We start from the raw sequence: 13,531 nt of genomic DNA on the forward strand, positions 1-13,531 counted from the left end.
AACGTGATTGAGGAAATATCACGTTTCACTGTTACGGACAACGGAATTCAGACCGGGGAGAAGGGGGCGTGGCGGCGCCGGAACCGGCGCACCATGACAACGCGGCCGGCATGCGATGCCGGCCGCGAAAGGAGATGACAGCGCTTACTGTTGCGGCTTGTTCGACAGCGCGAGGCGCAGCAGGTCGGCGACGGTATTCACGGAGAGCTTTTCCATGATATTCGCGCGATGCGCCTCGACGGTCTTGATGCTGATGCCGAGATCGTCGGCAATCTGCTTGTTGAGCCGCCCGGCGATGATGCGTTCCAGCACCTGATGCTCGCGCGCCGTCAGCTTGCCGAGCCGCTCGGCGGCGGCGCGCTGCTGCTGCACGCTGGTGCTTTCATTGCGCGCCTTCTCGAGCATGCGCTCGACCAGCTTGCGCAGTTCGGCTTCGTCGAAAGGCTTCTCGATGAAATCCATCGCGCCTTTCTTCATGGTCGAAACGGCCATCGGCACGTCGCCGTGACCCGTCACGAAAATGATCGGCAGCAGCGAGTTCTCGGCAATCAGCTTTTCCTGCAACTCGAGCCCTGTCATGCCGGCCATGCGCACGTCGAGGATCAGGCAGGAGATCGCGCCGGAATGGGCGACCGGCAGGTACACGTCGAGGAAGGACTCGGCGCTCGAAAAGCACTGCACGCGATAGCCGTTTGCCTCGAGCAGCCAGCGCAAGGAATCGCGCACCGCTTCGTCATCATCCACGACGAAGACGGTTTCCTGAGTGGTGACTGTGCTCATAGTTCTCCCGTAACGGTTTGTTGTCTCGTATGTTCGTCGTGAGCGGAACCGTCCGTGCCCGAACCGTCCACCTGGCCGATCGGCAGGCTGCAGTGGAAGGTCGCGCCGGTCACGTGACCGTCCGCCTCGACGTTGTTGACCACCCAAAGTCTGCCGCGATGCGATTCGATGATCGAGCGGCAGATATTCAGTCCCATGCCCATACCGTCGGACTTGGTGCTGTAAAACGGTTCGAACAGGCGCTCGGCGGTGGCTTCGTCCACGCCCGGGCCCTGATCGACCACACTGATGCAGACAAAGCCGCCGTCCATGCGCTGCACGATGACGCGGATTACCGGATCGATGGCATGTGGTTTCGCATCATGCATCGCTTCCGCTGCGTTTTTCAACAGGTTCACCAACACTTGTTCGATCAAAACCGGATCCACGTAGATCACCGGCATGCGCGAGCGGATTTCCGTGACGATGCGGATCTTGCGTTTGCGCGCCTCGATCTCGGCGAGACCCACCGCGTCCGCGACGATATCCGCCACGCGTGCGGCCTGGCGTTTCGGTTCCGAACGCTTCACGAACTCGCGGATGCGCTTGATGATCATGCCTGCGCGCACCGCCTGCTGGGCGGTTTTTTCGAGCGCCGGCAGCAGCGTTTCCTGCGTCATGCGGCCGGATTTCACCAGCGCGACGCAACCCGAGCAGTAATTGTTGATGGCGGCGAGCGGCTGGTTCAGTTCATGCGCGAGCGAGGACGCCATTTCGCCCATCGTCATCAGGCGGCTCGTGAACTGCAGCTTTTCCTCTTGCTGGTGCGCGAGTTCCTGCGCCTGCTTGCGCTGCGTGATGTCGGTGGCGATCTGCATCTGCGCGAGATGGCCGTCGACCCACTGGATGTACTGGCGGCGCACCTCGAACCATTTCTGGATGCCCTCGACGTAGACTTCCTGCGCGTCCGCCGAACTCTCGGTGAGCGCGGTGGCGGGCAGGCCGGCGAAGGTATCGACCATGTCGATGGTGTCGGACGAACTCTGCGAGGTGCCGTCGAACGCGGCGCCGGCGAGTTCCAGATGGCCATCCGGCCGAATGCCGAACAGATGCCGGTAATAGCGGTTCGCGAACAGCAGTTCGGCTTCGTCGGCGGCGAGCACGGAGACGGCGGCATCGAGGCTTTCGAGCACCGTGGTGAAGCGTTCATGCGCGGCGGCGAGTTCCTCGCGGGCGCGTTTCGGTTCGGTGATGTCGGTCATCGACGACATCCAGCCGGTCTGGCGTCCGGAACTGTCGATCAGCGGCGACACGTAGAGGCGCGCGTGGAAGAACGAGCCGTCCTTGCGGCGCACTCGCAGCTCGAAGCCGGACGAGGGCGCCTTGCCGCGCAGGGTCATGTCGAGCTGGCGCTGCATTTCCGGATAGGCGTCGCGCGGCCAGTACGGGAACGGCGCGTTCTTGCCGACCAGATCGCTTTCGTCCCAGCCCGTCATGCGGCAGAAGGCGGGATTCACGTGCGTGATGCGGCCGTGCATGTCGAGCACGCGCATGCCGATCAGCACGGAGTTTTCCATCGCGCGGCGGAAGAACGCCTCGGCGTAGAGCGCCTGCTGCGCCTCGAAACGCTGGCGCGTGTGCTTCCACAGACTCCACAGGCTCCACAGCACGAAGCACGACAGGCCGGCGACGAGCCACACCAGTGTGTTGTTGGTGAAGTTGGTGAGTTGCGGATACGAATAGACGCGCACCGACAAACCCTGACCCGGCGGATCGAGCGGCAGGTCGTAGAACATGTCGCGCGGCAGGCGCGGGCGGCTCGACGTGGTCGCGAGTTCGCGGTTGTTCAGGTCGGTAATGGAGATCTTGTACTTCGCCGACAGTTCGCTCGGAATGTCGTGCTTCAGGATGCCTTCGATCGAGAACACCGCGGCGATCGAGCCCAGGAATTCGCGGTCGCGGAACACCGGCGTCTGGAGCGTGATGTAGCCGTTGCCGAGGTCGTCGTACAGCAGTGGCGAATAGACCTGGCGGCGGGTGTTGCGCGCCTCGTCGAAGGCGGCCTGCACGGCCTCGTCCATCTGCGTTTCGTTGGGCTTGGCGAGGCGGGAACCGAGCAGGGGCAGCGGCGTATTGGGCCAGCGCGGCTTGTGCTCGCTGGTGTACCAGTTCATGTAGAGGATCTCGGGATGCCCCTGCATGATGTCGGTGGACGCGGTCTGGAAGTTCTGCGGGTCGCCGTGACCGCCGGCGATGTCGCGGGCGAGCGCCTGGATCTGTTCTTGCGCGCCGGTCATGGACAGGCGGATTTGCTGCTGGGCCCACGCCACATTGCGATACAGCGTGTCTTCCTGCTGTTGCTGCTCCCGCCGGTTGAGACTCCACAGAATCAGACTCATCACGACCAGAAAGACCAGGATCGAGATGAGCGGCGTGAGTAAATAGGAGTTCGACCACCACGGGCCGTGGTGCCAGCGGGTGGGCGACGAGTCAGACGGCTTGCGCCCGCCCTTCCCCGAGCGTTTGATCAGCCGTTCGGTCAACATGCGTGCGATTGTAACGCAGCACCTGATTGTTAATTGGCGTAAAAAGACAGGTAAGACCGCCCAAACGCGGCAAAAGGAGGAGATACGTCTGATAAAAAAAGCCTTGCCGGACGGTGCATTGCAGCATTTTTTCGTATTGTGAGATTAACTCTCATGATTCGAAAAATTCCTTGCGTCTTGATCTAGACCCTCTTTAGAATTGCCGGCACGCGGCCGGGCCCGCTTTTTTGCGGGCGTGCGCCAGTGGTTCAAGAGTGTTCCTCACATCAGGAGACGAGCATGTCCGCTGTACCCGACGAAGTTCTCAAATATGTCGCCAACGCCAAGGACGACGATCCCCAGGAAACCGCCGAATGGCTCGACGCCCTCGACGGCGTGATTTCCGCGGTTGGTCCTGATCGCGCGCACTACCTGATCGAGAAACAAATCGAATTCGCTCGCGTACATGGCGAGCACCTGCCGTTCTCGGCGAACACGCCGTACATCAACACGATCCCCGTCGCCTCGCAGTCGAAGATTCCGGGCGACCAGGACGTCGAACACCGGATTCGCTCGTACACGCGCTGGAACGCCATCGCCATGGTGCTGCGCGCCGGCAAGGACACCAACGTCGGCGGTCACATCGCCTCGTTTGCGTCCGCCGCGACGCTGTATGACGTCGGCTTCAACCACTTCTGGCATGCACCGTCGAAAGATCACGGCGGCGACCTCGTGTTCGTGCAGGGCCACTCGTCGCCGGGCGTCTACTCGCGCGCGTTCCTGCTCGGCCGCCTGACCGAGAAGCAGCTCAACAACTTCCGCCAGGAAGTGGGCGGCGAGGGCATCTCGTCGTATCCGCATCCGTGGCTGATGCCCGATTTCTGGCAGTTCCCGACCGTGTCGATGGGCCTCGGCCCGATCATGGCGATCTACCAGGCGCGCTTCATGAAGTACATGGCGGCGCGCGGCATCGCGAAGACCGAAGGCCGCAAGGTCTGGGCGTTCCTGGGCGATGGCGAAACGGACGAGCCGGAATCGCTCGGCGCGATCGGCATGGCCGGGCGCGAGCGTCTCGACAACCTCGTGTTCGTCATCAACTGCAACCTGCAGCGTCTCGACGGCCCGGTGCGCGGCAACGGCAAGATCATCCAGGAACTCGAAAGCGAGTTCCGCGGCGCCGGCTGGAACGTCATCAAGGTGATCTGGGGCAGCCGCTGGGATGCGCTGTTCGCACGCGACAAGACCGGCGCGCTGATGCGCCGCATGATGGACGTCGTCGACGGTGAATACCAGACCTACAAGTCGGAGTCGGGCGCGTTCGTGCGCGAGCACTTCTTCAACACGCCGGAACTGAAGGCGCTGGTGTCCGACTGGTCCGACGAGGACATCTGGAATCTGAATCGCGGCGGCCACGATCCGCACAAGATCTACGCAGCCTTCGACGCGGCCACCCGCACGAAGGGCGCGCCGACCGTCATCCTCGCCAAGACCATCAAGGGTTACGGCATGGGCGAGCACGGCCAGGCGATGAACATCACGCACCAGCAGAAGAAGCTGCCGATCGACACGCTGAAGAAATTCCGCGACCAGTTCCGCCTGCCGCTGACCGACGAACAGATCGCCGACGTGCCGTACCTGACGTTCGAGGAAGGTTCGAAGGAACTGGAATACATGCGCCAGAAGCGCATGGACCTGGGCGGCTATCTGCCGGCGCGTCGCGAGAAGGCGGAATCGCTGCCGGTGCCGGCGCTCAGCGCGTTCGAGCCGCTGTTGAAGGGCACGGGCGCAGGCCGCGAAATCTCCACGACGATGGCGTTCGTGCGTGTGCTCAACATCCTGTTGAAGGACAAGGCCATCGGCAAGCGTATCGTGCCGATCGTCCCGGACGAGTCGCGTACCTTCGGCATGGAAGGTCTGTTCCGCCAGATCGGTATCTGGAATCAGGACGGCCAGAAGTACATTCCGGAAGACTCCGACCAGCTGATGTTCTACCGGGAATCGGAGACCGGCCAGATCCTGCAGGAAGGCATCAACGAAGCAGGGGGCATGTGTGACTGGATCGCAGCCGCGACGTCGTACTCGACGCACGGCGAGATCATGATCCCGTTCTACATCTTCTATTCGATGTTCGGCTTCCAGCGCATCGGCGACCTGGCCTGGGCCGCGGGCGACATGCGTTCGCGCGGCTTCCTGCTGGGCGGCACCGCGGGCCGCACGACGCTCAACGGCGAAGGCCTGCAGCACGAAGACGGCCACTCGCTGCTGTGGGCGGCGTCCGTGCCGAACTGCGTGAGCTACGACCCGACCTTCGGCTACGAACTCGCGGTCATCATGCAGGACGGCCTGCGCCGCATGGTGGCGGACCAGGAAGACGTGTACTACTACATCACGGTGATGAACGAGAACTACGAGCACCCGGCGATTCCGCAAGGTGACGCCGTGGCGGCCGACATCATCAAGGGCATGTACGCGTTCAGCAAGTCCGACGCGCCGGCCAAGGCGCACGTCCAGCTGATGGGCGCGGGCACGATCTTCAATGAAGTGATCGCCGCCGCCGACCTGCTGAAGAACGACTGGGGCGTGTCCGCCGACCTGTGGAGCGTGCCGAGCTTCACCGAACTGGCCCGCGAAGGCCAGGCCATCGAGCGCTACAACCTGCTGCATCCGGCGGAAGAAAAGCGCGTGCCGCACGTCACGAAGCTGCTGACGGGCGCGAAGGGTCCGGTGATTGCATCGACCGACTACATCCGGGCGCTGACGGACCAGATCCGCGCGTTCGTGCCGCAGAAGTTCGTGGTGCTCGGCACCGACGGCTACGGCCGCTCGGATACGCGCGAGGCGCTGCGCCACTTCTTCGAAGTCGACCGCTACTGGGTCACGCTGGCGGCGCTCAACGCGCTTGCCGACGAAGGCACGATCGAGCGCAAGGTCGTCGGCGAGGCGATCAAGAAGTACAACCTCGACCCGTCCAAACCCAACCCGATGACCGTCTAAAGGCATCGCCCCCGTGCGTTGTGACGTGGCCTCTCTCCGAAGCGGAGCGAGGCCGCGTGCAACCAGGAGACACTAATAATGAGTCAAGCGATCGAAGTCAAAGTGCCGGACATCGGCGATTTCAAGGACATTCCGGTGATCGAGGTGCTGGTCAAGCCGGGTGACACCGTCGAGGCCGAGCAGTCGCTCGTCACGCTCGAGTCCGACAAGGCGACGATGGACGTGCCCAGTTCCGCCGCCGGCACCGTGAAGGAAGTGAAGGTCAAGGTCGGCGACAACGTGTCGGAAGGCACGCTGATCGTCGTGCTGGAAGGCGGCGCGGCTGAAGCGCCGAAGAAGGAAGAAGCAAAGCAGGAAGCGGCCGCCGCGCCGGCGCCCGCTGCTGCATCCGCGCCCGCTGCTTCCGGTGGCGGCGTGATCGAGGTGAAGGTGCCGGACATCGGCGACTTCAAGGACATTCCGGTCATCGAGATCGCGGTCAAGGTCGGCGACACGGTCGAGAAAGAGCAGTCGCTCGTCACGCTCGAATCCGACAAGGCCACGATGGACGTGCCTTCGCCTGCCGCGGGCACGGTCAAGGAGCTGAAGGTCAAGCTCGGCGACAACGTGTCCGAAGGCACGCTGATTGTCGTGCTCGAAGGCGCAGCAGGTGCATCGGCAGCGCCGGCCGCAGCACCCGCTCCGGCCGCGAAGACCGAAGCGGCGCCGGACGCACCGGCCAAGCCGGCGCCCGCGAAGGAAGCGCCGTCCGCGCTCGCGCAGGCGCCCGTGATGCCCGCCGGCGACGGCACGCGCTCGTCGAGCCATGCATCGCCTTCGGTGCGCAAGTTCGCGCGCGAACTCGGCGTGGACGTGGCGCGCGTGCGCGGCACGGGTCCGAAGGGCCGCATCACGCAGCAGGACATCACGAGCTTCGTGAAGGGCGTGATGTCGGGTCAGGGCGCGGCGCCCGCAGCGGCGGCTCCGGCCGGCGGCGGTGGCGGCGAACTCGGCCTGCTGCCGTGGCCGAAGGTCGATTTCGCGAAGTTCGGCCCGGTCGATCCGAAGCCGCTGTCGCGCATCAAGAAGATCTCGGGCGCAAATCTGCATCGCAACTGGGTCATGATTCCGCACGTCACGAACAACGACGAAGCGGACATCACCGAGCTCGAAGAACTGCGCGTGAAGCTCAACAAGGAGAACGAGAAGGTCGGCGTGAAGTTTACGATGCTGGCGTTCGTCATCAAGGCGGTGGTGTTCGCGCTGAAGAAGTTCCCGACCTTCAACGCCAGCCTCGACGGCGACAACCTCGTCTTCAAGCAGTACTACAACGTCGGTTTCGCGGCCGATACGCCGAACGGCCTCGTCGTTCCGGTGATCCGCGACGCCGACAAGAAGGGCCTCGTCGACATCGCGAAGGAAATGGCGGATCTGTCGAAGGCGGCGCGCGACGGCAAGCTCAAGCCCGACCAGATGCAGGGCGGCTGCTTCTCGATCTCGTCGCTGGGCGGCATCGGCGGAACGAACTTCACGCCGATCATCAACGCGCCCGAAGTCGCGATTCTCGGTCTGTCGCGCGGTCAGATGAAGCCTGTGTGGGACGGCAAGCAGTTCGTGCCGCGCCTCACGTTGCCGCTGTCGCTGTCGTATGACCATCGCGTCATCGACGGCGCCGAGGCCGCGCGCTTCAACGCGTATCTGTCGGCGATTCTGGGCGATTTCCGTCGCGTCATTCTTTGATCTTTTGATCGGGGCCGCGTCCGGACCTGCGGGTCCGGGACCGCGGCCGGCCGACGGGGACCGGCACTGTCCGGTCCAACCGCTCTTTTCTTAGGGGACACCATGAGTCTCGTCGAACTGAAAGTACCCGACATCGGCGACTTCTCCGATGTCGATGTCATCGAAATCCATATCCAGGCCGGCGACCGCATCGAGAAGGAACAGGGCGTCATCACGCTCGAAACCGACAAGGCCACGATGGAAGTGCCCGCCGATGCGGCAGGCACGATCAAGGAAGTGAAGGTCAAGCAGGGCGACAAGGTATCGCAGGGCACGGTCATCGCGATGATCGAGACCGAAGGCGCAGCCGCCGCCCCTGCGGCTCCCGCTGCGTCCGCTCCGGCTGCGGCTGCGGCTCCGAGTGGCGCCGTGCAGGACGTGAAGGTGCCGGATATCGGCGACTTCAAGGACATTCCGGTCATCGAAGTGCACGTGAAGCCGGGCGACACGGTCGAGAAGGAACAGTCGCTCGTCACGCTCGAATCCGACAAGGCCACGATGGACGTGCCTTCGCCCGCTGCGGGCACGGTCAAGGAAGTGAAGGTCAAGGTCGGCGACAACGTATCGGAAGGCACGCTGGTCCTGACGCTGGAAAGCGGCGCGGCCGCCGCGCCCGCGCCTTCGAAGGCGGCCCCGGCCCCGGCTGCGGCTCCCGCTGCTGCCCCGGCCGCACCGTCGGCGCCCGCGCCGCAGGCCGGTTCCTATTCCGGCGTGGCCGATGTCGAATGCGACATGCTCGTGCTCGGCGCCGGTCCCGGCGGCTATTCGGCAGCCTTCCGCGCCGCCGACCTCGGCATGAAGACCGTACTCGTCGAGCGTTATTCGACGCTTGGCGGCGTGTGCCTGAACGTCGGCTGCATTCCGTCGAAGGCGCTGCTGCACACGGCGCTCGTCATCGACGAAGCGGCCGCGCTGGGCGCGCACGGCATCAGCTTCGGCGAGCCGAAGGTCGACCTCGACAAGCTGCGCGGCTTCAAGGAAGGCGTCGTCAAGAAGCTGACCGGCGGCCTCGCCGGCATGGCGAAGGCGCGCAAGGTCCAGGTGGTGACGGGCGTCGGCAACTTCGTCGATCCGAATCACATGGAAGTGAACGGTCCCGACGGCAAGAAGGTCGTCAAGTTCAAGCAGGCGATCATTGCGGCCGGTTCGCAGTCCGTGAAGCTGCCGTTTTTCCCGGATGATCCGCGGGTCGTCGATTCGACCGGCGCGCTCGAACTGCGTCAGTTGCCCAAGCGCATGCTGGTGGTGGGCGGCGGCATCATCGGCCTGGAAATGGCGACGGTGTATTCGACGCTCGGCGCCGATATCGACGTCGTTGAAATGCTCGACGGCCTGATGCAGGGCGCGGACCGCGACCTCGTGAAGGTCTGGGAGAAGTTCAACGCCAAGCGCTTCACGAACGTCATGCTGAAGACGAAGACCACGAAGGCCGAAGCGAAGGAAGACGGCATCTACGTGAGCTTCGAGGGCGAGAAGGCGCCGGCCGAGCCGCAACGCTACGACCTCGTGCTGCTCGCGGTGGGCCGCAGCCCGAACGGCGGCAAGATCGGCGCGGACAAGGCGGGTGTGGCGGTGACGGAGCGCGGCTTCATCAACGTCGACAAGCAGATGCGCACCAACGTGCCGCACATCTTCGCGATCGGCGACCTGGTCGGCCAGCCGATGCTCGCGCACAAGGCCGTGCATGAAGGCCACGTCGCGGCGGAAGCGGCGCACGGCGAGAAGGCGTACTTCGACGCGCTGCAGATTCCGTCGGTGGCCTATACCGATCCGGAAGTGGCCTGGGCCGGCAAGACGGAAGAGCAGTGCAAGGCGGAAGGCATCAAGTTCGGCAAAGCCGTGTTCCCGTGGGCCGCTTCGGGCCGCGCGATCGCCAATGGCCGTGACGAAGGCTTCACCAAGCTGATCTTCGATGAAGAAACGCATCGGGTGATCGGCGGCGGGATTGTCGGTCTGAATGCGGGCGACCTGATCAGCGAAGTGTGTCTCGCGATCGAGATGGGCGCGGATGCCACCGATATCGGCAAGACGATCCATCCGCACCCGACGCTCGGCGAATCCGTCGGGATGGCGGCGGAGTTGTACGAAGGCGTTTGCACGGACTTGCCGCCGCAACGCAAGAAGTAAGTTCTCTTCGCGTTTAACACGCGCAAAAAAGGCGCGCTCCTGTGAAGGAGCGCGCCTTTTTCATCTGTGGCGCTTCATCTGTGGCGCTTCATCTGTGGCGCTTCATCTGTGGCGCTTCATCTGTGGCGCTTCATCTGTGGCGCTTCAACTGTGGCGCTTCAACTGTGGCGCTTCAACAGTGGCGCTTCATCTGTGGCGCTTCAACTGTGGCGCTTCAACTGTGGCGCTTCAACTGTGGCGCTTCAACTGCGGCGCTTCAACTGTGGCGCTTCAACTGTGGCGCTTCAACTGCGGCGCTTCAACTGCGGCGCTTCAACTGCGGCGCTTCAACTGTGGCGCTTCAACTGCGGCGCTTTAACAGTGGCGCTTCAACTGGCGCTTCAACTGTGCGGCGCGTCATGTGCGCCGCGCCAATCTGTGCGGCGTCGTGTGCGCCACCGCGCGCCGCGCGGGCAACAAAAAACCCGGCACAGTGGCCGGGTTTTTTGTTGCATCGTCAGCCAGCCGGGCGAAGCCCGGCAGCAAACTCAGGCAACCGACTTCTTGGCGACGCGCGAAGCTTGCTCGGTCGCTTGCGTAGCGGCCTTCGTGGCGGCCGTGGCGGCTGCGTTGAAGTTGCTTTCAGCGATCTCGACGGCTTGCTTCGTTGCCTTGTGAACCGTTTCGTACGTGGTGTTGGCGGCGGTGATGGCCGACTTCATCACGGCGACAGCCGTTTCCGAACCAGCGGGTGCGTTCTTCGCGACGTTGTCGACGAGCGTTTGCACCTTGCGGTTCTGCTCTTCGTATTGCACTTCCGCGACGCGGGCGAATTCAGCTTGCGTGGCCGATGCGATTTCATACAGGTGACGGCCATACGACAGGACCTTTTCAGCGACCGGCTGCGTCAGGCTGGCTTGCAGCGCGAGCAGTTCCTGTGCGTCCTTCACCGACAGCGCGCGTTGCGCGTTTTCCTGGCTTTCGGCCAGCGTGGACTTCACGACTTGCAGATTCAGTTCAACCAGCTTTTCGACGCCTTCGAACGCCTTGTTCGTCAGACCGAACAGCGTGTCGAAGTTGGATTTCTGGGCAGCGGCGATTTGCTCGGGGGTCAACAGTGTCATCTCAGGCTCCTGATGGCCGACCCATCAAACGCGGGTCGTGGTTTGGATAGATCCGGCGAAAACGTGTGCCGGTTCAGTGCAAAGCATTTGGTGCGTCGCAACATGAAAGCCATTTTAGTGATATCCCGAACGATGTCAAGCTCTTTTTGTGCATCGCACAAACAGGATAAAACTCAGTTTAAACAGAGACTTACAAGTAGCGTTCAGGCGCTTGCGGACGTTCGTGAAAACCCTTGTGCACCACGTTGGGATCAAGCGTGCAGGCGTTCAACGGGAGCGTGATGCTGATGAAATCACGTTTCGATGAAGCTTTGATGTTTCACTTTGACGCGGCGCGTTGTATTGCGTGATTGCGGCGGGAAGGGCTTGCGGCGGCAACGGTTTGCGGCGGGAGCGGGCTTGCGGCGGGAGCGGGCTTGCGGCGGGAGCGGGATTGCGGCGGGAGCGGGATTGCGGCGGGAGCGGCCTGCGGCGAGAGCGGCCTGCGGCGAGAGCGGCCTGCGGCGAGAGCGGCCTGCGGCGAGAGCGGCCTGCGGCGAGAGCGGCCTGCGGCGAGAGCGGCCTGCGGCGGCCCCGACCGCGCACCGCTCCAAAAGTTCGTCTTACTTTTTGACCTCGCGGCGTACACCAAAATCGTGAAGAAACGTTAACATCTCGGCTGCTCGATCCGCCGTGCTCTTACCGCCGCATTCTCGACACCCATCCCCGCTCCAAAAATTTCGTTGCCGCTGACGCGTTGTTAAGCGTTTGACTAAAGTCACGGAAAGTATTGCCGATAGTGCGCTGGTCACCATGTAGTTAAAGCGCGCACTCGCAGCAATTGTTCTGCCGGAACGATCGTTTTTTCCGATCGGGGTGCGTTTCATCATCGATAATACGCAATCACGGCTTACAACTCGGTTTAACGAGCACCGATAAGTGCTTAATATTGCTTAAATTTCGTAGCTTCACTACACTTGGCGGTACCCTCCAGCCGCCCAACAGAACACTAATGAAAACCGAAATGTTTTCGTCGTTGAAGGTGGTGCATGGCGTCGCAGTGCGCTCCGCGCTGTCGCTCGCCGTCTCCATCGCAGTAGCGACGTCCTTCGCAGCGGCTCCGGCTGAAGCCCTTGCAAAGACTGCAACCGCCACCAAAACCGTCAAGAAATCCGCCCAACCCGCTACCAAGGCCGCCAAGCCTGCCCGTGTCGCGAAGACCGCGCTGAAATCGCCCAAGCCAGTAAAGGCCGCCAAGGTCGCCGCCGCGAACGACGATGACGACGCGCCGCGCGCATCGCGCAAGCGCCGTGTCGCGTATCGCATGGAGCCGCACGCCCGGCGCGGCGCGGTCCACGCGGTCGCGTTCCAGCCGCGTTCGCCTTCGGTGGGACAGGCATTCGGCCTGCATGACACGCCCGACAGCCTCGCGCTGCGTTCGAGCGTCGCTTATGTGATCGACCAGAACACCTCCGAAACGCTCTTCGACAAGAATTCGCGCGCCGTCGTGCCGATCGCATCGATCACCAAGCTGATGACGGCCATGGTCGTGCTCGACTCGCATGCGCCGCTCACCGAGGACATCTCCGTCACCGACGAAGATCGCGATTACGAGAAGTTCACCGGCTCGCGTCTTTCGGTCGGTTCGGTGCTGAATCGCGAGGACATGCTGCACATCGCGCTGATGGCATCGGAAAACCGTGCGGCAGCCGCGTTGTCCCGTTATTACGCGGGTGGACGTCCGGCCTTCATCGCTGCGATGAACGCAAAGGCGAAGTCGCTCGGCATGACCGACACCCACTTCGAGAATTCCACCGGCCTCACGAGCCAGAACGTGTCGAGCGCGCGTGACCTCGCGAAGATGGTCAACGCCGCGTATCAGTACCCGCTGATCCGCAAGTTCTCGACCGACCGCAGCTACGACGTCTTCACCGGCAAGCGCAATCTCGCCTACAACAGCACGAATGCGTTGATCCGCAATGCGTCGTGGGACATCGGCTTGCAAAAGACCGGCTTCATCAACGAAGCGGGTGAGTGCCTGGTGATGCAGGCAACTGTCCACGGCCGCCCGGTCGTGATCGTGTTGCTGGATTCCTACGGCAAGTATTCGCGTTTCGCGGATGCTGGCCGTCTGCGTTCGTATCTCGACACGCTTGGCGAACCGCACATCATGAGCGCCGACATGGGCGGCGGCGCGAATCCTTAAGTTCGGCGCATCGGCCGGGCTTCCAAGGCAAAACGGGATTCGTTGAAAGACGAATCCCGTTTTTTATTCACACAGGACAC

Annotated in this window: 7 protein-coding genes; 4 read left to right on the top strand and 3 right to left on the bottom strand. The window is 63.0% G+C overall.

The window, feature by feature from the left end:
* Window positions 1–144: 144 nt before the first annotated feature.
* Window positions 145–780, bottom strand: a complete 636-nt coding sequence (gene fixJ / locus QCE88_RS06795; protein ID WP_086969731.1) for an oxygen response regulator transcription factor FixJ — start codon at window positions 778–780, stop codon at window positions 145–147.
* The gene (fixL, locus tag QCE88_RS06800; RefSeq protein WP_309900351.1) at window positions 777–3,305 is read right to left on the bottom strand and encodes an oxygen sensor histidine kinase FixL; all 2,529 of its coding nucleotides are present in this window, start codon (window positions 3,303–3,305) and stop codon (window positions 777–779) included. The genes fixJ and fixL overlap by 4 nt, the downstream gene beginning before the upstream one ends.
* Before the next feature lie 279 nt (window positions 3,306–3,584).
* Between fixL and aceE the strand changes: the two genes are divergently transcribed.
* The 3 genes from aceE (at window position 3,585) to lpdA (ending at window position 10,163) form a co-directional block, all read left to right on the top strand.
* A complete protein-coding gene (gene aceE, locus QCE88_RS06805) occupies window positions 3,585–6,278 on the top strand; it encodes a pyruvate dehydrogenase (acetyl-transferring), homodimeric type (RefSeq protein WP_309900352.1) in 2,694 nt (897 codons plus the stop codon).
* 78 nt (window positions 6,279–6,356) lie between these two features.
* Window positions 6,357–7,997, top strand: coding sequence for a dihydrolipoyllysine-residue acetyltransferase (aceF, locus tag QCE88_RS06810; protein WP_309900354.1), 1,641 nt, complete (start codon window positions 6,357–6,359; stop codon window positions 7,995–7,997).
* A 102-nt stretch (window positions 7,998–8,099) separates the two neighbouring features.
* Window positions 8,100–10,163 (top strand): dihydrolipoyl dehydrogenase, encoded by a 2,064-nt coding sequence (lpdA, locus tag QCE88_RS06815; protein WP_309900356.1) that lies wholly within the window; start codon window positions 8,100–8,102, stop codon window positions 10,161–10,163.
* 527 nt (window positions 10,164–10,690) lie between these two features.
* On the opposite strand, the gene QCE88_RS06820 is transcribed toward lpdA, so the two are convergent.
* The gene (locus QCE88_RS06820; RefSeq protein ID WP_309900358.1) at window positions 10,691–11,266 is read right to left on the bottom strand and encodes a phasin family protein; all 576 of its coding nucleotides are present in this window, start codon (window positions 11,264–11,266) and stop codon (window positions 10,691–10,693) included.
* A gap of 991 nt (window positions 11,267–12,257) precedes the next feature.
* On the opposite strand from QCE88_RS06820, the gene pbpG reads away from it, so the two are divergent.
* Entirely contained in the window at window positions 12,258–13,451 is a 1,194-nt protein-coding gene (pbpG, locus tag QCE88_RS06825; RefSeq protein WP_309900359.1) for a D-alanyl-D-alanine endopeptidase, read from the top strand.
* The last annotated feature ends 80 nt before the right edge of the window (window positions 13,452–13,531 follow it).

It is taken from the genome of Caballeronia sp. LZ035, assembly GCF_031451175.1.
In the GTDB taxonomy this organism is placed as follows: domain Bacteria; phylum Pseudomonadota; class Gammaproteobacteria; order Burkholderiales; family Burkholderiaceae; genus Caballeronia.